Here is a 21252-nt window from a genome sequence, read left to right on the forward strand (position 1 = left end):
GCTCCGGACCTCACCCCACCAAGGTGTTTCTTGATCCTCCGCCGGTCCGATGCCTGTCCGCCGCCGGGATCAACCGGGCCGGACTTAGCAGTCGAACCATAGGAGTGCTAAATCAATAATTAGCACTCGACCGGGGAGAGTGCAAGCAGAGATGCCACTTTGCTCTATAAACGAAGGGCTTTCAGCCGTAGGCTGACGGAAATTGGCGCAGACGCCGCGAACGAACTACGCGACGCGGACGCCTTCGGCTTGCGGACCCTTCTGGCCCTCCCCTAGTTCAAACTCAACCCGCTGTCCTTCTTCGAGGGCGCGGAAGCCATCCATCTGGATGGCGGACCAGTGCACAAAGACGTCGTCGCCGGATTCATCCACAGTGATGAAGCCGTAACCTTTTTCGGCATTGAACCATTTGACGGTTCCCAGAGCCATGATGCCCACACTTTCGCAGTAGCCAAGACCGGTAGCCGGGATCTCCGTACCGGAATTAATCCACTGTAACCACTGTCACTAGCGCCGCGCTGCCGTGGAGGGGCAGGGCACCACTTTTGTTATTGAGGCTTAACCGAGTTGGGGCTTTTCGGCTCGGGAACGGGGCCCGATGCCTACTGGTATCCGGGCCCGGCCACAACCACAAGTGGCTGTTGAACCTCAGGCGTTTCAACGATGGTCTGGATGCCCAGCAGGGTACCCAGCGCCTCCGCGTTGGCCTTCTGCTCCGGAGCGTTGTAGAAGATCACGGATGTCTGCTGCGGCAGTCCGCCCCAGTTTCCTACGGTGCTGAGCGCCCAACCGTCGCCCTGGACGAGGCCAGCCACCCGCCCGGCCAATCCTGCCGTCCCGGCGCCGTTGTAGACAGCCACAGGAGTGGCCTTATCCACGGGAGCCGATGTCGGAGTGGCAGAAGGAGTTTCCGACGGCGTCGGTTCGGTGCTGGGCTCGGTGCTGGGTTCACTGGAAGCGGGGGGCGCGCTGCTGGATTCAGTGGGGGCAGCGGACGGTGCCGCAGACGTCTGCAGGGGTGCCGACGTCGTGGTGTTGGACGAAGCGCTGGGTGCTACCAGTCCAAGGTTGGGGAGGATCAGGAAGGCCACCAGCCCGAGCACCAGGGCCACTGCCCCAACGGTCAGAACAGGCCACAGAGTGGGGCGTGCAGTCTCTTGGGCGTCGCGGTGAACGCCTTGGCGGGACGTGTTCTGCGGAACCTGGTCGAATTCGTCCTTGGCATATTTGGTCATGGTGAAGCGGTGTCCTTGCTGGTTGCTGCTGACAGATCAGCCTGGCGATTTACGCGTCGGACCCCAAGCGACGTGCAGTCCTCGCACGCTGGCGGGACGTACGTAGTCTACGCAGTCTCTTGACGAGCATGGGATCGTGGGCCAACGCGCCCTCGGTATCTATGAGCGCGTTCAGGATCTGGTAATAGTGTGTGGCGGAGAGATCGAACAGCTCGCGAATAGCTTGCTCCTTGGCTCCGGCGTACTTCCACCATTGCCGCTCCAGCGCCAGCATCTGCTGGTCCCGCTCACTCAACGGAGAGTCACTGCGGGTCTCGGCCGCGAGGTCCTCAAGGGCAAAGCCTGTTGCCTGCGACGCCATCGGTTCCGGTGCTGGTTCTGCCACGGCACACTCCTTCGACGCTTGTTGGGGGAAAATGTCCTACCCCCTATGTTACGGGTGAATAACAACGGTGTCATTCGCAGGCGCGCGCCGCGCGGGAGACAATGGCGTGGTGACTGGCGTGGATGCACTCTTTGATCTCGAACCTGCCGATGCTGCTGACCAGGACTTCGCCGCCCTGCTCAAACAGCCGCTGGAGGAGCTGATGGCTCCCGATTGGGCCGATGCATTGCGCCCTGTTGAAGCTCAACTCCGTGAGGCACTGGACTATGTCGCGGGCCAATCGGCCAACGGCGCCCAAGTTCTGCCTGCTGCAAGGAACCTCTTGCGCGCCTTCAAACAGCCGCTGGCCGACGTCAAAGTCTTGATTCTCGGCCAAGACCCCTACCCCACCCCGGGACACGCCGTCGGGCTGTCCTTCGCCGTCGCCCGCCCTACTCGGCCCATCCCTCGAAGCCTCGCCAACATCTACCGCGAACTCCACGACGACCTCGGACTCCCGCCCCGCGTCCACGGCGACCTCAGCGCTTGGACGGATCAAGGCGTCCTGCTCCTGAACCGCGTCCTCAGTGTCGAAGCGGGAAACGCCGGCTCTCACCGCGGCAAAGGGTGGGAGGCCATCACGACGGCGGCGGTCACCGCCGTTGCCAACCGCACTGACGGCGCAGGGCGGCAAAGTCCGCTGGTGGCGATCCTGTGGGGCAAAGATGCCCAGGGCGTGATGCCCCTGCTGGGCGGGGCGCCTTCCATCGTCTCGGTCCATCCGAGTCCCCTCTCTGCATCACGGGGATTCTTCGGCTCCAAGCCCTTCAGCCGGACCAATGAACTGCTGATTGGCTTGGGGGCTGAACCCATCAATTGGGAATTACCTGTTCTGTAACGCTATTCCGCCAGGTCCGTAACCTTCGACTCATACCCAGCCGATGCGCAGGAAATTAGCTTAGGCTTACCTTCATGACTGCTCTCCCCGTCACTTCGTCCGCCTCACGCAAAACCCGTCCACAGGTAAACCTGACCGTCCTTCGAAATGAACGCCTGTCACCGCATATGGTGCGGATCGTGGCGGGCGGGCCTGGTTTCAGCGACTACGCGAACAACGAATACGTGGACCGCTATATCAAGATCGTGTTTCCGCAGCCGGACGTCGAGTACGAACTCCCGCTGGACTTGTGGGCCATCCGCGACACCATGCCCCGTGAGCAATGGCCCCACACCCGCACGTACACCATCCGCTGGGTGGACCTTGAAGCACAGGAACTGGCTATCGACTTTGTGGTGCACGGTGATGAAGGACTGGCCGGTCCTTGGGCTGCCGCTGCCAAGCCCGGCGATTCGCTGATCTTCACGGGCCCGGGCGGTGGGTACAACCCCTCCCCCGCTGCCGATTGGTACTTGTTCGCCGGCGACGACGCCGCGATACCGGCCATCGCAGCCTGCGTCGAGGCACTTGCTCCTGAAGCCCGCGGAACGGTGTTCCTTGAGGTGGATAGCGAGGCCGACATTCTTCCGATTTCCGCCCCTGCCGGAGTGGAGTTGCACTGGCTCCTCCGCAAGGGAGTTCACGCGGGGTCCAGCGAGCTGCTGCTTAAAGCCCTTCGCACTACCGAATGGTTGCCCGGACGCGTGGATGTCTTCGCCCACGGCGAGCGGGGCTACATGAAGGGACTCCGCGAGATCTTCTTCGCGCAGCGCGGCTTGGAACGTTCGCAGGTCTCACTGTCCGGCTATTGGGCCCAGGGTCGCGTAGAGGAAGTTTTCCAAGCTGAGAAGAAGCTGCCAGTGGGACAGATCTAGCCTCAGTTTTTAAAGCCGAACGGCGCCGCCTCCTGGCGGCGCCGTTCGTTTTGTCATCAGCGCCTGCGTACCCTGCGCCGTTCGTTGCTGGACAGGCCCTTCGTCAGGGGCCTGGCCAGGTTGTCACCGAGCACGATGCCGGCCGCCACTCCCAGCACAATGGCGCCGGCGTTGAGCATGCCACCCGCACCGAGCAGGATGTTGCCGCCTTCAACGGTCAGGGCGTACATGGAACGGAAGATCGTCAGACCGGGCAGCAGGATCAACGCGGCGGGGACGGCCACTACGAGTTGCGGAGCACCCAGCTTGAGCGCCACCACGCGGCCCAGCAAGCCGATGACCACCGCAGCGACGGCCGGCGACAAACGGTCGCCGAGGCCGGCTTCGCCGACACCCCACAAGACGAAGAAGCCCACTATGCCCACTGCCGCCGTCGGGAGTAACAACCGCATCTGCGTCTGCTCGGTGACGCCGATGGCGACCACCGCAATAGCAATAAGGACTGCTTGAATCCACAAGGGATACGCGTCGGGGAATGTCTGGGTGACGTCCAAGACTGCGCTGCCCATCAGCGTTCCCACCACCACTGCGACACCAATTCCCGCAACGATTGCACCGAAGGTGAGCAACGTGGAGAGGAACCGGCCCGCGGCCGTTACCGGGAAGCCGTTGATGGCGTCTTGTACCGATGAAACGAGACGGCCCGTGGGGAGCAGCAGGAGGATTCCGCCCGCCACTACAATGGATGGCGCAATTTCCACACCTGCCCAACGCAGCATCAGCGCAATGAAGGTGACCAGGAACGCGCATGCCATGGTGTTGAAGAAGTCTGCCGTCCGCCATCTGGCAAGTTGCCTGGAGAGCAGGCTGATGAGGATGTTGGAACCAAAAGCCACCGCGGATGCACCGATGCCGCCGCCGAGGACGCCCACGAATACTGCCGCGAAGATGCCGAACGCTATGGTGACCATCCACCGTGGGAAGGGTTTGGCACTGCGGATGATTTCATTCAACCTGCGCACGGCTTCGTCGCGGCCCACTCCCCCGGCCACGATGTCCGTGACCAACTGGTGAACCTGGGCAAGGCCGGCGTAGTTGTTGGTCCACGAGCGCACCACACGCAGCAGCGTGATGGGCGTCTGGTCCTTGGGCGCGTAGTTGATGGCCACCGACTGGTTGGTGATGTCCACTTCAACGTTCTTCAAGCCAAGGGCGGCAGTCACCGCAATCATGCTGGTCTCCACCTCGAGGGCACCTGCACCGTAACGGAACATGACCTCAGCAAGGTGAAGAGCGAAGTCGATGGTCTTGCGGGCGGAAGCGTCTACACCCACAACTTGAATGGTGGGGTTGGCGTAAGGACTTCCGGCCAGCCGGTCCACGATGTTCATGGGGGCTGTTGGCGGGCTGTCGCCTTGAACCAAACGCATCAGCATGCGTTTGGCGTTGACATTCTGCCGGACCTGGGACGGCCGCAACGGCTGTGTCTTGGGCAAACCGTCGGTATGGGGCCTGTCGGCGGACCCGTCGGGGCGTTCAGTCACGCGGTGATCCTCCCTTGGCTTTTTGTGATTAGCGGTTCCTGCGCAATTTTCCTACTACCGGCAATTTCTCAAGTGGCAATCGTCCCAGTACTGTCTGGGCGACCCCTGCAAGCTTCCTGACCGCCCGGTAGCCATGGAAGACGAAGGGGTTCACCGGTGCAACGAAATCGCCCACCAATTGGACCACCTCACCACCGAAGCCCTTCTTGAATTCGTACCCGCCGTGCCCGGTCTCATCCTGGCCTTGGATGCCGAACGTGCCGTAGAAGTTGTAGCGCGAATAGCCGTTGTTCAGGGCGTGCAGCATCATGCCCCAGTACAACGACGTGGCACCGTTGAAGTAGATGTAGTCCTGAACAGTGCCACCAATGACGCACACCAGCTCGTCACCGGAGCAGGCAAAGTGGATGGCTGCCACGGTGGCGACACCGACGGAATTGGGGAAACGTTCGATGTCCTTGAGGCTGCGCTCGTAGCTATCCACGAGGTCCTGGACAACTTTGACACGGTTGGCCTTCTTCTTGCTCCCGGTCTCCTCGACCTCACGCTTGAGGTCTGCCAAGGTCTTGGATTCAGCATCCAGGCGCTCCGTGATGGAAGCTCGATATTCGGGGATATTGATCTTGGCCATCATGAGCTTGGTGAACTCATCCGAAGTGTTCCGGAGGAGTTGCTCGTAGTACTCGCGTTCGCGGTACGTGAAGCCCTTCTCATCGCCGGCCGTGCTCAGGGCGTTATAGAACTCATCCAGCGTTTCCAGCGTGGCCTGCTCCAGGTAGACGCCGTTCTTCTCGGCTTTACGGATGGCCTTGCGGGTGCGGTAGTTCATGCCCATAATGAGCTCTTCGGAATCAGCGATCCCGTCCAGCTGCTTGATGAACATCCAGTTGATGTTGGCGAAGTTCATGTCGAAGCCCTGGTGCTTGAAGCCCAGGCCTTCGAACTCCTTCAGCAGCGGACGGTTGTCCTCAACTTCGGGGTGTTCCGCACCTTCTTCATCCCGCGCTATGTACCGGATGTTGGGCGAGATACTGAGCTCTGCAGCCTTCTTCGAGGCTGCATGCTTTTTCAACTGCTCGACGACGAAGCGCACCACTGTGGGGTCGCTGTAGTCCATCAGGGGCCCCTTGGCGCAGTCTGCGGTTTTGTAGCCCAGGCGGTTGGACGAGTAGACGAGCTTCCCCGCAGCAATGAGGCTGTCGCCGCGCGTCACACCAAAAAGCTCAACTTCCTGGCCACGGGCACGCTGGAAGCGCGTGAGGTCCATGGACTGGATGAAGCTGCCCTGAGGGTGTCCCTTGGCGAATGTCTCGAAATCAGCGTCACTGAGAATCACGAATTCCATGTCGGTTCCAGCCTCGATCGGAGTCAAAGAAATTACCTCACCTAAAAAGTAGATTGCACCCGTTGGTGGCCGGGGCGGGCCTGAAGTTGGTTTGCTGGCTGCGGGTGGCCGTCAGTAGAACTGGCCGCCGGTACGCATGGTTTCGAGTCGGCGGAAGATGCGTTCCGCACCCTTGAGCCACAGCTTGTGGCGGAAAGGTCCCAGGACAAGGTCATAGCAACCCACAAAGTCCGTGACGGTCTTGGTGAAGCTCGTCTTGAACAATCCCATGCCGTACAGAGGGTGGGTCTTGTCCTTGATCCTCGCGGCGGGGGGCGTGCCACAGAAGTCGTACTCCACGCATCCAAGTTCCTGCATGCGCTGAATCGCCGCCCACTGGGCCAGATGGGAGTCACCGTACTGCTTGCGGTTCTGCGTGGAACCGCCGTCCTTGTACGTTGCTTTGGATCCGTAGTTGATGACGAAAGCACCAACACTTGGTGCACCGTCCTCGTGGATGAAGAAGAAGTGACCCTGGCCGCGGCTGCAGAACTCTTCCCAGAACTTGGAGTAGTACTCGTAGCTCCGCAGCGGCATGGCGCCCTTGGCATTAACGGTGTTCTGCATGAGGGCGTAGAGCTTGCGGTAGCTGTCTTCGCCAGGCTCGGCCTGAATCACTTCGCAGCCTTCGCGTTCAGCCCTGCGAACTGCGTTGCGGGCACGTGAGGAAATGCTGCGCAAGACTTCATTTGCGGGCGCTGAAATGTCCAGCAGGGCCGTGGAGTCGTTGGATTGGATGTTGGGAGCCTTCACCAGGCCAGCAGCCTGAAGTTCTGCCACGGCCTTAGCCGAGTCCTCAATGTCAGGCTCGATCTTGATGGTGAAGACGTTCATCTTCTTCTCACGGGCCAGGGTGGCTACTGCTTTCAAGGCGGGCTGGATGTCGCTGATATCTGCGACATCCGGTCCCTTGATGAGGTACCAGAGGCGCCCCATCACAGGGAACTTCTTCTCCAGGAGTAAGTTGTAACTGCTGTACTCCTGAGTCTCGATGACGAGCCGGCGGACCAACCAGCCGTTACCGTCCTTGACTGCCGCGTAGGCGTCCGACTGCAGCATGTTGCCGCCGTTCGGATTCGCCGTCACGTGCTTGTCCCAGTTATCGATTTCCTCGGCGGTGGCAAAGCGGGCGGTAAATTCTCGCAAGGTGGCCGTGTCCAATCTCAGGGTTTTGATGCAGTGTTCAAAAGCGTAGTGCGCATGCGGACATGCAGCCCCAAGTCTATCGGGGTATGTGGATATCCCCCGATTCTGCTGATTTACCAAGGGTTTAGAGCCTTATGTGGTCTGCCTTCTCCAGCCTGATGGCCCGCGGCTCAAGGCCGGATCGCAGCTGGCCCCTGACAAGGCGGTCCGCATTGATGAGCCTGCTGAGGCGGAGCCCGGTAAGGTCCGCGATCTGCCCAATAGGGACTTGGAACGTCCTGAACGGTCCCAGCGGCGGCGGCTCACCGTCAAGGAGCCGCTGGCTGATCGCTTTATTCAGCTCTACTTTGCCCAACATCGGCGATTGATCCAGGACAAAGCCGACGCTGGCCAGATTGGCATCGTTGGTCCATGCCGCGATCTTCCAGAACTTTCGAGGGATCTGAACTCCCCTATAGACAGGATCGTCATGGAGGAACACCGGCCCCGTGAAAACGCTCAGCTTTGCTTCATGCGCGTCGGCGTGGCCCAAAACGTGGTCTTCGAGCCCTACCCAAAGTTCCTTGCCTTGATTGAAGTCATCAATCTGTGGTGCCGCGTTGGTGTAACTAAAGGTGTCCTGGTTGGCTTTTTTGGCTGTTGCGGCATCGCCCCACACCGGATCCAGCCGCCGGACCAAGTGCCCGCGATCAAACGCATTGTTCTTGTACAGATCCGGGCCAGCCTGCTGCTCCCGTGGGATCCTGTCATCCAAATGCCAAGAACCCTCGCGGGCCAGGGGTATCAGTTCCTTGCCGTTGATGTTCACACCCACAATCGCTGCGAGCTTCCGGGAAGCCCGGAAGCGTACAGAAAAGTGGGTGTAGTCCAAAAGTGTCGTCGTTGCCGACGGACTGGGCAGTTCAAGCCGTGTCCGCAAAAAGTCCCTGCTGTATCCCCCGCTCATGGATACAGCATGGCATCAGGGACTGACAGAAATAGGGCGTCGGGCCTTTCGCCGCTCAAGGAGCACCAAAACAATGCCCACCAGCGGGCCAGCGACAGGGGCAGCGAACACCAGCACCGCCAACGCAATCCGAACTCCGGGTGAGAAGGATTTCGTGCTGAGTACCAGAATCAGAGCAGCCGCGACCAGGAGAACCGCCACTGCTCCGGCTCCCAGTACTGCGGTCTCCCAAACCGTTGGAATTATGGGATTTACTTCATCTTTCATGTGCTCCCCCAAAGACACGTTCTGAAGTCACAGCCTACAGACTCAGCATTCGACGACGTTGACGGCGAGGCCGCCCATCGCGGTTTCCTTGTACTTGGAGGACATGTCCTTGCCCGTTTCACGCATGGTCACGATCACCTCATCCAGCGACACCCGATGCGTCCCATCACCCCACAACGCCATCTTCGCCGCGTTGATCGCCTTCGCCGCCGCGATCGCGTTCCGCTCAATACACGGAATCTGCACCAACCCCCCGATCGGATCACACGTCAACCCCAGATTGTGCTCCATCGCGATCTCCGCCGCGTTCTCCACCTGACCCGGCGTACCACCCATCACCTCAGCCAACCCAGCAGCAGCCATCGACGACGCCGAACCCACCTCACCCTGACAACCAACCTCAGCCCCGGAAATGGACGCCTGCTCCTTATACAACACACCCACCGCACCCGCAGTAAGCAGGAACTTCACCACCACATCGTCCCGATCGGCCTGCGTGGCCTTGTCCATCCCCGGCGCGTAATTCAACGCGTAATACAGCACCGCAGGAATGATCCCCGCAGCACCATTCGTCGGCGCCGTCACCACCCGCCCACCAGAAGCGTTCTCCTCATTGACCGCCAACGCGATCAGGTTCACCCACTCCTGCCAGTACTTAGGATCGTTCCGGTCCTTGTCCTCCTTCAACAACCGCTCCAACCAATCAGGAGAACGACGACGAACCTTCAACCCCCCAGGCAACACACCCTCACGCTTCAGGCTCGTTTCAACACAGGCCTCCATCACGGACCAAATATGCAGCAGACCCTCCCGGATCTCCTCCTCGGACCGGGACGCACGCTCATTGATGAACATGATCTCGGAAATCCCCAAACCCTTCGACGCGCACCGGCCCAGCAACTCCGCAGCCGTCCTGAACGGCAACGGCAACTCCTTCTTCGACTCCTCCAACTCCCGCTGCGCAGCGCTCTCCTCACCCTCACGGACAATGAACCCACCACCAACCGAAAAGAACGTCGCCTCCCTCAGCACCTTCCCCTCAGCATCAGAGACAGCAAACTTCATCCCATTCGTATGCCGCGGCAACACCGTCAACGGATGCAAGACCATATCCTCCACCGTATACGGCAGCTCCACGCCTTCGCCGGAGGCACCGGCCAGATTCAGGACACCAGTTTCAGCGATCGTCGCGAGCCGCTCCTCTACCTCGTCAGGCAGGATCAGCTCCGGGTGATACCCCTCCAAGCCCAGCAGCGTGGCCGTCATGGTGCCGTGCCCACGACCCGTGGCAGCCAACGAGCCATATAGGTCAACCCGCAACGACGCCACCGAGCCCAGGACACCGGCGTCCTTGAGCTCACCAGCGAACACAGCAGCGGCCCGCATCGGCCCCACGGTATGAGAACTCGACGGGCCAATACCCACGGAAAACAGATCGAAAACGCCAACAGCCATGGTCGGGATTCCTTAACAAAGCTTGAAAACGGTCCGGCAGATGGTCCTGCCGGAGGGCCGCCCCGCTTATGGCGGAGGTCGACCGAAGCACGACGCCGGATGGCCCCCAAAGGCGGCAACCCGGCGTCGCAATTTTATTCAGTTCTACAATCCCACGCTACGCCCTGGGCACGTTTGATGCCCGTTGAGTTCGGCCCATCGGCCGACGTCCTCCGCGGCCTCCACCATCCAATACGGGGGTTCCGCTGCCAAACATGCCGTTCGCACGGCACACTCCGCAGCCAGCCCACGAATCGGCGGGAGGACGAGCGTGATGTGGCCCCTATGGGACCGGCATCCGGCAGCGACCGTCCAAGAGAGCATCACGTCCGCCCAGCGGGCGTCTTTGCGACCGAGGTCGCAGAGGATGTCGGACCCAACGGGCCACCTCAGGAACCTAGGAGAGGTCTCCGCCATTCTTGGAGGCGTATTCCTCAGCCGAGAGCAGGGGGCCCTCGGACTCGGCGGCAACCTTGAACAACCAACCGGCGCCATAGGGGTCGTTGTTGATCAGGGCGGGGTCGGAAACAACGGCGTCGTTGATTTCCGTGACTTCACCGGTGACGGGCGAGTACAAGTCCGATACCGACTTGGTGGACTCAACTTCACCGCAGGTCTCGCCCGCAGTCACGGAAGAACCAACCTCAGGCAGGTCAACGTACACAATGTCACCCAGTGCGTCGGTGGCAACCTCGGAGATACCAACGGACACGGAGTTCCCATCTCCGCGGGAAACCCACTCGTGTTCGTCGGAGTACTGAAGTTCGGGCGCTACTTTGGGCATTCTGTTTCCTTACTGTGGTTGATCAAAACAATGGCTGGCGAGGTGCGCTGACAGGAATACATACGGCCGGTTGCCACTCCCTCAGCACCTTAGCGGTTCGAGGGGCGCCAGAGCGGCCGCGGGTCCTGGTGAGGTGCGCAGCCCCATCGGGCCCGGTATCCGGAAGCGGCCGTCTAAGGAAGCCTCGCGTCCGCCCAGCGGGCGCTTAGGCGACCGAGCCCGCGGAGGATGGCGGACCCGACGGGCCAAGGCGACCCGGCGGGACGACCCCCGCTTACTTTTGGCGCTTGTAGAACGGCAGTGCGACGACTTCGAACGGCTCAGACTTGCCCCGCAGGTCAATGTCCAGCGCGGTTCCAAGCTCTGAGTGCTCGACGTCGACATACGCCAACGCTACCGGGTAGCCAAGCGTCGGGCTGGGCTGACCGGAGGTGACTTCGCCGACCACTGCGCCGTTCTTGAGGACCGGGTAGTGACCGCGTCCGGCCCTGCGGCCCAGGCCTTTGAGGCCAACGAGTTTGCGGCCGCTGGTGGAGCCGGCACCGTCGGCCTTGAGGGCAGCGAGTGCCTCTTTGCCTACGAAGTCGCCTTCCTTTGACAGTGCCACCACGGGGCCGAGTCCCGCTGCGAAGGGGTTGCCTTCGCGGGAGAGTTCGTTGCCGTAGAGGGGCATGCCGGCTTCGAGGCGGAGTGAGTCGCGGGAGGCAAGGCCGGCCGGGATCAGCTCGCCTTCTTCAGCAGCGTTGGCGATGGCCTGCCAGAGCGCTGCTGCGGAGTCGTTGGCTACAAAGATTTCGAAGCCGTCTTCGCCGGTGTACCCGGTGCGGGCCAGCAGCAGGTCCTGCGTGCCGCCGTCGAACGTGAACGGAACTTCAACCGCCGCGTAGTACTTGAGGTCGGTGACCAGGGCGTGCTGTTCGGCCGGGACCAGGCGGAGGAGGATGGCCTCAGCAAGCGGCCCCTGAACTGCGATCAGCGAAGTCTCAGCGGAAGCGTCCTCAACAACCACGTCGAAAGCTGCAGCGCGCTCCAGCAGCGCCGCGGCAACAACCTTGGCATTACCGGCGTTCGGAACCACCAGGAATTTGTCGGTGCCTTCCTGGGGAGAGGGGCGACGGTAGGTGATGAGGTCGTCGATGATGCCGCCGTCTTCCTGGCAGATCAGCGAGTACTTGGCCTTGCCGACGGCCATGGCGGAGATCTTGCCCACCAAGGCGTAGTCCAGGAAGGCAGCAGCCTCGGGACCGGTGACCCAGACTTCGCCCATGTGGGAGAGGTCGAACAGGCCCGCGGTCTTGCGGACGGCGTGGTGCTCAGCCAACTCCGAGGAGTACTTGAGGGGCATCTGCCAGCCGCCGAAGTCGGTGAAGGACGCGCCGAGTTTCTTGTGCTCTTCGTACAGAGCTGTGTAGTTCTCAGTCATGACCTGTCCTTAGTTTTCAAAGTCTTCGATCGGCGGGCAGGAACACACCAAGTTGCGGTCACCGGCTGCGCCGTCGATGCGGCCGACGGGCGGGAAGTACTTGTCCTGCTTGAGGTGGTGGACCGGGAAGGCGGCCTGCTCGCGCGGGTACGCACGATCCCAGTCAGAACTCACGACGGCGGCAGCGGTGTGGGGTGCCTTGCGCAGCGGCGAGTTCTCGACGGTGAAATCACCATGGGCGACCTGGTCGATTTCCTTGCGGATGGTGATCATGGCTTCGATGAAGCGGTCGATCTCCACAAGGTCCTCGGACTCAGTTGGCTCCACCATCAAGGTTCCGGCAACCGGGAAGGCAAGGGTGGGGGCGTGGAAGCCGAAGTCGATCAAGCGCTTGGCAACGTCCTCAGCGGTGACGCCGGTCTTGGCCGTCAGTTCGCGGAGATCCAGGATGCACTCGTGAGCCACGAGTCCGCCCTCGCCGGTGTAGAGGACCGGGAAGTGCTCGTTGAGGCGGGAAGCGATGTAGTTCGCGGCCAACAGCGCGGACTTGGTTGCTTCGGTGAGGCCTTGGCCACCCATGAGCTTCACGTAGGCCCAGGAAATCGGCAGGACACCGGCCGAACCGAAGCGGGACGCCGAGATCGGGACGTCGTTGCCTTCGGTCCACGATGCAGCGTCACCGGGCATGAACGGCGCGAGGTGTGCCTTGGCAGCAACCGGGCCAACGCCCGGACCGCCACCACCGTGAGGGATGCAGAACGTCTTGTGCAGGTTCAGGTGGGAGACGTCGCCGCCGAATTTACCCGGCTGTGCAAGGCCGACCAGGGCGTTGAGGTTGGCACCGTCGATGTACACCTGGCCGCCGGCCTCGTGGATGGCATCGCAGACTTCGCGGACGTCGGCGTCGTACACACCGTGCGTGGATGGGTAGGTGATCATGATGGCCGAGAGCGCGTCCCGGTTGGCCTCGATCTTGTTCTTGAGGTCAACATGGTCGATGGTGCCGTCGGGAGCCGTGGCCACCACCACAACCTTCATGCCCGCCAGCACAGCAGAGGCTGCGTTGGTGCCATGGGCCGATGCGGGGATCAGGCAGACGTTGCGCTGCTCGTCGCCGCGCGACAGGTGGTATCCGCGGATGGCCAGCAGACCGGCGAGCTCACCCTGGGAACCGGCGTTCGGCTGAATGGAGACCTGGTCGTAGCCGGTGATCTCGGTCAGCTGGGATTCGAGGTCGGTGATGAGTTCGCGCCAGCCCTCGGTCTGGGAATCCGGAGCGAAGGGGTGGATGGAGGCGAACTCCGGCCAGGAGATGGCTTCCATCTCAGCCGTGGCGTTCAGCTTCATGGTGCAGGAACCCAGCGGGATCATGGTGCGGTCCAGTGCCAGGTCGCGGTCCGAGAGCTTACGGATGTAGCGAAGGAGCTGGGTTTCGGAGCGGTGGGTGTTGAACACCGGGTGCTGCATGAAATCGCTCGTACGCTCAACGGAAGCCTCAAGCGCGAAGCCTTCGGCGGACTCAAGTATTGAAGCGTCGAAGACCGAGGCGACGTCGGCGACAATCTCGGAAGTAGTGGTTTCATCAACAGAGATGCCAACCGTGTCAGCGTCGATGCCTCGGAGGTTGATGCCCTTGGCCTCGGCAGCGGCGACGATTTCAGCAGCCTTGCCGGGAGCGCGGACGGTGATGGTGTCGAAGAAGGAACCGTGGAGGACCTCGACACCGGCAGCCTTCAGTGACGTTGCAAGCGTGCGGGCGTGGCCGTGGGCGGTTTCGGCGATCGCTTTCAAACCTTCAGGGCCGTGATAAACGGCGTACATCGAGGCCACGATGGCCAACAGCGCCTGCGCGGTGCAGATGTTGGACGTCGCCTTCTCGCGGCGGATGTGCTGCTCGCGGGTCTGCAGCGCCAAGCGGTAGGCGGGGACACCGGCGTCGTCCTTGGAAACGCCCACCAGACGGCCGGGCATGGAACGCTCAAGGCCTTTTTGGACGGCCATGTATGCGGCGTGCGGGCCGCCGAAGAAGAGCGGAACGCCCAAGCGCTGCGCCGAACCAACGGCGATGTCGGCGCCCTGCTCGCCTGGAGGGGTGATGAGGGTCAGGGACAGGAGGTCGGCAGCAACGGTAACCAGCGCACCGCGCTCCTTGGCGTCGGCAATCACGGCAGAATGATCGAACACGCGGCCGGAAACGCCGGGTTGTTGGAGGACGACGCCGTTGATGGCACCTTCCGGCAGACCCAAGGAAAGGTCAGCCACCTCGACTTCGAAGCCGAGCGCCTCGGCACGCCCCTTGACGATGGCGATGGTCTGCGGGAGGCAGTCAGCGTCGAGGACGGTCTTGCCATCCTGGACAGCCTTGTTCTTGTTGGCTCGGCGCATCATCAGCACGGCTTCGGCCACTGCAGTTGCTTCATCCAGTAGGGACGCGTTGGCAATCGGAAGCCCAACCAGGTCCTGGACCATGGTCTGGAAGTTCAGGAGCGCTTCGAGGCGGCCCTGCGAGATTTCCGGCTGGTAAGGGGTGTAGGCGGTGTACCAAGCCGGCGATTCGAGGATGTTCCGGCGGATCACGGGCGGCGTCACGGTGTCGTAGTAGCCCTGGCCGATCATCTGAACGGCCGTCTTGTTCTTGGAAGCGAGCTTGCGCAGCTCGGCCAGAACTTCAACTTCACTCAGCGCGTTCTGCAGGGTAAGGGCAACTTCCTGGCGGATGTCGTTCGGGACGGCGGTGTCGACCAGCGAATCAACAGTGTCGTAGCCGACGGACTTGAGCATGGTCTCAATGTCGGCCTGGCGGCGGGCGCCGATATGCCGATCGACGAAGGTGGTGGAGGCAGAACTAACCGTCACGAAGGAACTCCATTACTTGGGCAGCGTTTGGGGACGCCACAGCGGCTGGGTTCCTCCCCGCTCTGTATTGGACCTGAGAGTTTCCGCGCGTTGCGTGAACAACCATCGCTTGCACCGTCGGTGAGCACAGCACTCTTCGACCCGAAGGTGGGCTGAGTACCTGCTGCTTTCCAGAGTTGCCTAGCCGCGGCGGTGCGTGGGCCTGAGAGATTCCTGGGGAGGGTTTGCTCCTACGGCGCCTGCATCACTTGCTTGCAGGACTCTCCCGCCGCAGATCAAAGGCATGTTCAGTTGTGTGTGGGCACCGCTTAAGGCACGCCACGAGTGTTAATTGTCCTACGTGCCGGGCCCTGCAGCAAATGGATGGCCCGCTACTTCCGCAACCGCTCAAGGACTCCCAGCAGGATTTCGACGTCGGCCTCCCGCCCGGCGTTGCCTCCCTCCTGTCCGCCTTCAAAAATCGCGTTGAAATAGAGGCCGTCACCCATGTAGCTGACGGCCTTGGCGACCTCCGGCCCAACGTCCTCAGCGAGCACGTCCAACCACCGCTGCTGGATCGCGGCAAACCTGCGACGGGTTTCCTCGTGGGCAACTTCGGCCAATCTTGTGGCAGCGACGAAGGCCCGGTCCATGGGCGTATCTGCCCAGAGCGAGGATCGGATGAAGTAGGTGGCTGAACCATCGGGGGCAGCCTTCATCAGTTCGGTATCTTCTTGGGCGAGCAAGTCCAGGCGTTCCAGAAGTGCCGCGATCAACGCTTCCTTATTGGGAAAGTGATAGAGCAGCCCGCCTTTGGACACGCCTGCCCGCTTGGCAACGGCGTCGAGCGTGGCGGCACGCTCCCCCACCTCAATAAGGAGGGCTTCGAAGGCATCCAGGACGGCGTCCCGGGCAACTGGTTTTCGTGGCATGTATCCATCATTCCCTAAAGGCTTACCGGCTTCTATTTGAAACTGTACCGTCTGGACGGTACAGTAAGTTACATGTTCTCGCCGTCCTCAACCCAAGCACCCCGTTCCGCTCATCCCGTTAAGGGCCAGGCAGCACCGTGGCGCGACTGGACGGCACTGGCGCTCCTGATGTTTCCGGTGCTGCTGGTGGCCGTCGACAACACCGCGCTCACTTTCGCTCTGCCCGAAATCGCCCGTTCCCTGGATGTGGGCGGTGTCCAATTGCTGTGGATTGTTGATGCATACCCGCTGGTCCTCGCCGCATTGCTGGTGTCGATGGGCAACTTGGGCGACAGGATCGGACGACGTCGGCTGCTTTTGATCGGCAGCACGGGCTTCGCTGCGGTTTCGGCTGCTACGGCCTTCGCGCCTTCCGCTGAGTGGCTCATCGCCGGCCGCGCGGGCCTGGGTGTCTTCGGCGCCATGCTGATGCCGTCAACCCTTTCCCTGATCCGGAACATCTTCACCGATCCCAACCGGCGTCGGCTCGCGATCGCCGTCTGGGCCGCCGGTTTCTCCGGTGGTGCCGCTCTTGGTCCGATCTTCGGTGGCTGGCTGGTGGAGCACTTCTGGTGGGGTGCCGTGTTCCTGGTGGCGGCTTTCCTGCTCCTGCCGCTCCTGGCCTTCGGCCGGGTGCTGATCCCCGAGTCCAAGGACGCCAATCCTGGCCGGGTGGATGTGCCCAGCATTGTCCTGTCCGTAGTCACCATGGCGCCGTTCGTTTACGGCATCAAGGAATTCGCGGTTCATGGTTTCGGGGCGTCCGCGGTTGCCTTCATGGGGTTTGGCGTAGTGATGGGCATTATCTTCGTTCGCCGCCAGCAGCGGATCGCGAGCCCCATGCTGGACGTCTCTTTGTTCAAGAACAAGGTGTTCAGTACCGCAATCGTGGCGAACGTCCTGTCCCTCTTCTCCATGACGGGTTTCATCTACTTCTTCGCCCAGCACCTGCAACTTGTTGAGGGCCAGTCCCCCATGGAGGCCGGCATCGCGATGATTCCCGCTCTCCTGGCCACTGTCGTCGCCGGCCTGCTGGTGGTGCCGCTGGTCAAGCGCGTTCGGCCTGGTTTCGTTGTGGCCGCGGGCCTGACGCTCAGCGCCGCGGGATACCTGATTGTGGTTGTGGGTGACCACGGCAGCGGACCCGTGTTTCTGTTGTCAGCCCTGACCGTACTCGCAGTGGGCGTTGGGGCCGCGGAGACCATCTCCAACGACCTCATCCTTGCCTCAGTACCGGCCGACAAGTCCGGGGCAGCCTCGGCTATTTCCGAGACCGGTTATGAGTTGGGGTCCCTCCTGGGAACGGCGGTGCTTGGGTCGATCCTCACTGCTTCCTACCAGCACAACCTCATCATTCCGGACGGTGTATCCACGCAAGCGGCCGGCAAGTCCACTGAAACGCTCGCAGGCGCTGTTGATGCGGCGTCTGCCCTTCCGGCCCCATTGTCGGAGGCGCTGACGGTGGCCGCCCGGACAGCTTTCGAGTCCGGCGTCCACATCACTGCGGCGATTGGGCTGGTACTGATGGCCGGCGCGGCAGTGCTCGCCGCCGTCGTACTCCGGCGTGTGCCGAAGGCGCAGTAACGGGCACAGCGCCGAAGGCGCAGTAGTAGTAAACACGGCGCCGGCTGAAGCTAGATAGCTTCGGTCGGCGCCGCTTTTTTGTCGACGCCGGCGGTTAGTTCGTCGATCCTGTCGAGGGCGTCGCTGAGCCGAGTGACCGTATTCCATAGCTCTGGATGCTGTTCCCTGACTCCCTCGAGTGTGGCGCCTGCGGAGGTCAGGGATGCGAGGTCGAAGCTCACGTTGGTTCTGGCTCCGGCTATTGCTGCGCGGAGGGCTCCGAAGCCAACTACGACGTCAGCGATCAGCGCCGGATTTCCGTTGGAAGCGAGCCAGCCGAGGTCTTCAATGGCGTCGATGGCCCGCTCCCCCAGAACTGCTGATGCCTTGGCAGCGTCGACGGATGCTTGATGTATCGCGTCGTCGCGTTCAGGGCCGGGGTCCAGGCGGAAGGCAGCGCCGAAGGCGTTGGAGGCGGAAGCGTCGTCGTCGGCTAGTTGAAGGGCAGTTCGTCGAAGTTCGTGCGCCCGGGAGTGGATGCCGGTCAGCTGTTCGCGCTGGGTCTCTTCCGCCTCGGTATATCCGGCCACCATGGACGTCAAGGAGGCCGCGATGGAGAGCATGACCCCGGTCCCCGCGCCCCCGCCTGGCGAGCCCGTGGATTCCGCCAAGGCCTTAGTCCATTCCTCAACGGTGGATTGCTGGGTGGTGACTGATTCAGAATCGTTCATGCCATCCAGTGTGCCGGGGCTTCCCGGCCTTTGCAGCTTCGGGCTGGATACACTGGCCAGACCCAGGCGTCGAATGAAAAGGGCAGACTCATGACCATTGACCTCGAAGAGCTTTATAAGGACCTACATGCCCATCCTGAGTTGTCCTTCCAGGAGACCCGAACGGCCGGGATCGCCGCGGGCTATCTCGAAGATCTTGGCTTCACCGTTCATCGCAACATCGGAAAGACCGGGGTTGTGGGCGTTATGGACAATGGGCCTGGACCGGTGGTGATGCTCAGGGCCGACATGGATGCCCTGCCGGTCAAGGAAGCAACAGGTTTGGATTATGCAAGCTCCGCTGTGGGTGTTGATCATGAAGGCAAGGACATGCCGGTCATGCATGCTTGTGGACATGACGTGCACGTGAGCTGCCTCGTTGGTGCTGTGGATGTTCTGGCCGCGCAGCGTCATGAGTGGCAAGGCACCCTGATCGCGCTCTTCCAGCCGGCTGAAGAATGGGGCGGCGGGGCCGAAACCATGGTTGCCGACGGATTGTACGATTCAGTGCCCAAACCCGATGTCGTCCTGGGCCAACACGTGGCCCCCTTCCCCGCCGGATGGTTCGGTATCCGTCCCGGCGTCACCATGGCATCTGCCGATTCCCTCAACATCACCTTGCATGGGCGGGGTGGTCACGGATCACGTCCGGAGACCACCATTGACCCGGTTCTGATGGCTGCGGCAGCCACTGTGCGGTTGCAGGGCATTGTGTCGCGTGAGCTCGCCGCCAGTGACTCCGCAGTGGTGACCGTTGGGCAGATTCACTCTGGCACCAAGAACAACATCATCCCGGAAACGGCCACTTTGGGCCTCAGCGTCCGTACATTCAGCAATGCCACCAGGGATAAGATCCTCGGTTCAATTGAGCGCATTGCCAAAGGGGAAGCCACAGCTTCGGGTGCCCCAAAGGAACCGGAGATTCATTTCGAAGAGCATTTCCCCCTGACCGTTAACGACCAAGCTGCCACCGAGAGGGTGTCCGCAGCGTTTAAGGCAAAGTTCGGCGAAACCCGGATCATCGACCCTGGACCTGTGTCCGGAAGCGAAGACGTGGGAGCATTGGCAAAGGCTGCCGGCGCCCCACTGGTCTTCTGGTTCCTTGGTGGTGCCGAGCCTTCCTTGTTCAAGGAGTGGGCCACAACCGGTCGCCTTCCCGAGGACATTCCGTCGAATCACTCGCCGTACTTTGCGCCCGTCATCCAGCCGACGCTGGCGCACGGAACGGAAGCACTGGTGACGGCTGCCCGGGAATACTTGGCTGCTAAGTCCTAGCTGTATCTCGCAGGGCAAGCCTGCAAAGGAAAGGCGCTGCGAGAGCAGCGCCTTTCCTTTTGCTTACTTCTGCTATCGGGTCCAGCTCCTTGGATCGGATCCAGGGGTGCCTAGACCTTCTCGCGGATGCGGTCGATCCTCGGTTCGGAAACCTCGGATTCCCTGCGACGGCGGGCCAGGAAAGTCCACAGTGTTCCTTCCGTCCGTGGACGGTTCTGTGCAGGTTCCTGATCCTTGGGTGTCTCAGACGTGTGCGCTTCAGGCTTGCGCACGGAGTCCTTCTTCGTGCGCCGCTCGAAGTCGTCATAGTACGCGTAGCACATGTCCAACCTCCTTAGTGGCTGTCCCTTAATCGTCCTCGGACTGTGCCCTCACGTCGATGGTTTTGTGCTTTGTGATCAGTTGGAGCATTTTCCCGCGTAGTTACACACAGGCTTAGTGGGCTAGTGCTGTCTGGCGCGCTTCCTCTACAGCCCTCCTGGTTTCCTCCATCATGAGATCCGCATTGATGGAAGCGCCTGCCATGACACCTGCGGCTGAGGAGGCCATCACTTGCCCGGTCAGATCCGTGACGTTCCCGGCGGCCCATACTCCGGGTACCGATGTTGCCCCTCCAAGAGGGTTCACTTCAACATGGGTCCCGACGCCCATCGGGTGCTCCACAGTTGGGACGCCCAGAGACTCCAACACGCTGGACCTCGCCTCCAACCGTGGGCCGGTGACAACGGCGTCCGCCGGTATCACCGTTCCCGAGGCCAGGACCACTCCAGTCAACGCGTCGTCAGTTACTTCGAGCGCCTGGACTTTCCCGTCCACCACCGTGATGGAGCGGGCAGCCAGTTGCTCCCACTGTTCTTCCGTCGGCTCCACAACGTCATTGAGGAACAAGGTGATGTTGGGGCTCCATTGGCGGAACAGCAACGCTTGGTGCAGGGCCATTGGCACTGAACCCAGGATTCCGATGGCTTTGTTCCGAACCTCCCAACCGTGGCAATACGGGCAGTGCAGAACGTCACGGCCCCAACGTTCCCGGATGCCCTCAACGTCGGGCAGGATGTCGGCAAGCCCCGTGGTGACGAGTAAGCGGCGAGCCCTCACTGTTTTGCCATCTGCCAGGTCCACCTCGAAGGTGAGATCGGATCCGTCCGTTGGGTTCGCCGTCGAACGTGCCCCAACCGCGACGCTGGACACGAGGTCCGCCCCGTACTGGAGCGCCTCTGCTCGTCCCAGTTCAAGCAGTTCTTTGGGATTGATCCCGTCGCGGGACAGGAATCCGTGCACCCCGGCTGCGGGCGCATTCCTGGGCTCGCCGGCGTCGATAACCAAGACGGACCGCAAGGCCCGGCCCAAGGTAACAGCAGCACTTAACCCAGCCGCGCCACCTCCCACCACCACGACGTCGTACTCCTCGCCCACTCGGTTGTTCGCTGTTTCCATAC

The 21252-nt window shown here is 61.7% G+C and carries 20 protein-coding genes and 1 riboswitch; of the genes, 4 read left to right on the plus strand and 16 right to left on the minus strand.

Features of this window, described 5'->3' with window-relative positions:
- Window positions 1-225: 225 nt before the first annotated feature.
- The 3 genes from M1D89_RS18255 to M1D89_RS18265 all read right to left on the minus strand — a co-directional run bounded on the left by M1D89_RS18255 (window position 226) and on the right by M1D89_RS18265 (window position 1620).
- Complete coding sequence (locus M1D89_RS18255) at window positions 226-429, minus strand: cold-shock protein (protein WP_011773737.1); 204 nt, start codon at window positions 427-429, stop codon at window positions 226-228.
- A gap of 173 nt (window positions 430-602) precedes the next feature.
- The gene (locus M1D89_RS18260; protein WP_498645676.1) at window positions 603-1235 is read right to left on the minus strand and encodes a LytR C-terminal domain-containing protein; all 633 of its coding nucleotides are present in this window, start codon (window positions 1233-1235) and stop codon (window positions 603-605) included.
- A gap of 49 nt (window positions 1236-1284) precedes the next feature.
- Window positions 1285-1620 (minus strand): DUF3263 domain-containing protein, encoded by a 336-nt coding sequence (locus tag M1D89_RS18265; RefSeq protein ID WP_498645678.1) that lies wholly within the window; start codon window positions 1618-1620, stop codon window positions 1285-1287.
- Window positions 1621-1726: 106 nt separating this feature from the next.
- Here M1D89_RS18265 and M1D89_RS18270 point away from each other — a divergent pair, with 106 nt between their 5' ends.
- Window positions 1727-2497 carry a uracil-DNA glycosylase gene (locus tag M1D89_RS18270; RefSeq protein WP_498650992.1) on the plus strand — a complete coding sequence of 257 codons (771 nt, stop codon included), beginning with the start codon at window positions 1727-1729 and terminating at the stop codon, window positions 2495-2497.
- Between the two features lie 74 nt (window positions 2498-2571).
- On the plus strand, window positions 2572-3411 hold the full coding sequence (locus M1D89_RS18275; protein WP_498645681.1) for a siderophore-interacting protein: 840 nt from the start codon (window positions 2572-2574) through the stop codon (window positions 3409-3411).
- A 56-nt stretch (window positions 3412-3467) separates the two neighbouring features.
- Here M1D89_RS18275 and M1D89_RS18280 read toward each other — a convergent pair whose 3' ends face one another.
- From M1D89_RS18280 to M1D89_RS18325, 10 genes are all read right to left on the minus strand, one after another.
- Complete coding sequence (locus M1D89_RS18280; protein ID WP_498645683.1) at window positions 3468-4955, minus strand: threonine/serine exporter family protein; 1488 nt, start codon at window positions 4953-4955, stop codon at window positions 3468-3470.
- A 28-nt stretch (window positions 4956-4983) separates the two neighbouring features.
- Window positions 4984-6300 (minus strand): peptidoglycan bridge formation glycyltransferase FemA/FemB family protein, encoded by a 1317-nt coding sequence (locus tag M1D89_RS18285; RefSeq protein ID WP_498650993.1) that lies wholly within the window; start codon window positions 6298-6300, stop codon window positions 4984-4986.
- A 111-nt stretch (window positions 6301-6411) separates the two neighbouring features.
- The gene (locus M1D89_RS18290; protein WP_498645685.1) at window positions 6412-7500 is read right to left on the minus strand and encodes a lipid II:glycine glycyltransferase FemX; all 1089 of its coding nucleotides are present in this window, start codon (window positions 7498-7500) and stop codon (window positions 6412-6414) included.
- Window positions 7501-7609: 109 nt separating this feature from the next.
- Window positions 7610-8431 (minus strand): DNA/RNA non-specific endonuclease, encoded by an 822-nt coding sequence (locus M1D89_RS18295; protein WP_498645687.1) that lies wholly within the window; start codon window positions 8429-8431, stop codon window positions 7610-7612.
- Window positions 8432-8446: 15 nt separating this feature from the next.
- Window positions 8447-8698, minus strand: coding sequence for a hypothetical protein (locus M1D89_RS18300; RefSeq protein WP_498645688.1), 252 nt, complete (start codon window positions 8696-8698; stop codon window positions 8447-8449).
- Window positions 8699-8740: 42 nt separating this feature from the next.
- Window positions 8741-10153, minus strand: coding sequence for an L-serine ammonia-lyase (locus M1D89_RS18305; protein WP_498645690.1), 1413 nt, complete (start codon window positions 10151-10153; stop codon window positions 8741-8743).
- 436 nt (window positions 10154-10589) lie between these two features.
- The gene (gene gcvH, locus M1D89_RS18310; RefSeq protein ID WP_024819780.1) at window positions 10590-10976 is read right to left on the minus strand and encodes a glycine cleavage system protein GcvH; all 387 of its coding nucleotides are present in this window, start codon (window positions 10974-10976) and stop codon (window positions 10590-10592) included.
- A gap of 274 nt (window positions 10977-11250) precedes the next feature.
- Entirely contained in the window at window positions 11251-12399 is a 1149-nt protein-coding gene (gene gcvT / locus M1D89_RS18315; RefSeq protein WP_498645692.1) for a glycine cleavage system aminomethyltransferase GcvT, read from the minus strand.
- A 9-nt stretch (window positions 12400-12408) separates the two neighbouring features.
- A complete protein-coding gene (gcvP, locus tag M1D89_RS18320) occupies window positions 12409-15255 on the minus strand; it encodes an aminomethyl-transferring glycine dehydrogenase (protein ID WP_498645694.1) in 2847 nt (948 codons plus the stop codon).
- Window positions 15256-15435: 180 nt separating this feature from the next.
- Window positions 15436-15533: riboswitch (glycine riboswitch) on the minus strand.
- Window positions 15534-15626: 93 nt separating this feature from the next.
- A complete protein-coding gene (locus M1D89_RS18325) occupies window positions 15627-16166 on the minus strand; it encodes a TetR/AcrR family transcriptional regulator (protein WP_498645696.1) in 540 nt (179 codons plus the stop codon).
- A 72-nt stretch (window positions 16167-16238) separates the two neighbouring features.
- Between M1D89_RS18325 and M1D89_RS18330 the strand changes: the two genes are divergently transcribed.
- On the plus strand, window positions 16239-17789 hold the full coding sequence (locus tag M1D89_RS18330; RefSeq protein ID WP_498645698.1) for an MFS transporter: 1551 nt from the start codon (window positions 16239-16241) through the stop codon (window positions 17787-17789).
- A 50-nt stretch (window positions 17790-17839) separates the two neighbouring features.
- On the opposite strand, the gene M1D89_RS18335 is transcribed toward M1D89_RS18330, so the two are convergent.
- Complete coding sequence (locus M1D89_RS18335) at window positions 17840-18499, minus strand: cyclodeaminase/cyclohydrolase family protein (protein WP_498645700.1); 660 nt, start codon at window positions 18497-18499, stop codon at window positions 17840-17842.
- Window positions 18500-18589: 90 nt separating this feature from the next.
- Here M1D89_RS18335 and M1D89_RS18340 point away from each other — a divergent pair, with 90 nt between their 5' ends.
- Window positions 18590-19813: an amidohydrolase gene (locus tag M1D89_RS18340; RefSeq protein WP_498645702.1), complete on the plus strand. Its 1224-nt coding sequence runs from the start codon at window positions 18590-18592 to the stop codon at window positions 19811-19813.
- 110 nt (window positions 19814-19923) lie between these two features.
- Here M1D89_RS18340 and M1D89_RS18345 read toward each other — a convergent pair whose 3' ends face one another.
- Window positions 19924-20136 (minus strand): hypothetical protein, encoded by a 213-nt coding sequence (locus tag M1D89_RS18345; protein ID WP_498645704.1) that lies wholly within the window; start codon window positions 20134-20136, stop codon window positions 19924-19926.
- Between the two features lie 112 nt (window positions 20137-20248).
- Window positions 20249-21250: an NAD(P)/FAD-dependent oxidoreductase gene (locus M1D89_RS18350; protein ID WP_498650994.1), complete on the minus strand. Its 1002-nt coding sequence runs from the start codon at window positions 21248-21250 to the stop codon at window positions 20249-20251.
- Window positions 21251-21252: the final 2 nt, after the last annotated feature.

The sequence above is a fragment of the Arthrobacter sp. D3-18 genome (assembly GCF_054408525.1).

What these genes read in the sequence shown, in the direction of transcription:
- M1D89_RS18255 (WP_011773737.1), bottom strand. Translation starts at nt 429, where the DNA reads ATGGCTCTGGGAACCGTCAAATGGTTCAATGCCGAAAAAGGTTACGGC.
- M1D89_RS18260 (WP_498645676.1), bottom strand. Translation starts at nt 1,235, where the DNA reads ATGACCAAATATGCCAAGGACGAATTCGACCAGGTTCCGCAGAACACG.
- M1D89_RS18275 (WP_498645681.1), top strand. Translation starts at nt 2,572, where the DNA reads ATGACTGCTCTCCCCGTCACTTCGTCCGCCTCACGCAAAACCCGTCCA.
- M1D89_RS18285 (WP_498650993.1), bottom strand. Translation starts at nt 6,300, where the DNA reads ATGGAATTCGTGATTCTCAGTGACGCTGATTTCGAGACATTCGCCAAG.
- M1D89_RS18295 (WP_498645687.1), bottom strand. Translation starts at nt 8,431, where the DNA reads ATGAGCGGGGGATACAGCAGGGACTTTTTGCGGACACGGCTTGAACTG.
- M1D89_RS18300 (WP_498645688.1), bottom strand. Translation starts at nt 8,698, where the DNA reads ATGAAAGATGAAGTAAATCCCATAATTCCAACGGTTTGGGAGACCGCA.
- M1D89_RS18305 (WP_498645690.1), bottom strand. Translation starts at nt 10,153, where the DNA reads ATGGCTGTTGGCGTTTTCGATCTGTTTTCCGTGGGTATTGGCCCGTCG.
- gcvH (WP_024819780.1), bottom strand. Translation starts at nt 10,976, where the DNA reads ATGCCCAAAGTAGCGCCCGAACTTCAGTACTCCGACGAACACGAGTGG.
- gcvT (WP_498645692.1), bottom strand. Translation starts at nt 12,399, where the DNA reads ATGACTGAGAACTACACAGCTCTGTACGAAGAGCACAAGAAACTCGGC.
- M1D89_RS18325 (WP_498645696.1), bottom strand. Translation starts at nt 16,166, where the DNA reads ATGCCACGAAAACCAGTTGCCCGGGACGCCGTCCTGGATGCCTTCGAA.
- M1D89_RS18330 (WP_498645698.1), top strand. Translation starts at nt 16,239, where the DNA reads ATGTTCTCGCCGTCCTCAACCCAAGCACCCCGTTCCGCTCATCCCGTT.
- M1D89_RS18335 (WP_498645700.1), bottom strand. Translation starts at nt 18,499, where the DNA reads ATGAACGATTCTGAATCAGTCACCACCCAGCAATCCACCGTTGAGGAA.
- M1D89_RS18340 (WP_498645702.1), top strand. Translation starts at nt 18,590, where the DNA reads ATGACCATTGACCTCGAAGAGCTTTATAAGGACCTACATGCCCATCCT.
- M1D89_RS18345 (WP_498645704.1), bottom strand. Translation starts at nt 20,136, where the DNA reads ATGTGCTACGCGTACTATGACGACTTCGAGCGGCGCACGAAGAAGGAC.
- M1D89_RS18350 (WP_498650994.1), bottom strand. Translation starts at nt 21,250, where the DNA reads ATGGAAACAGCGAACAACCGAGTGGGCGAGGAGTACGACGTCGTGGTG.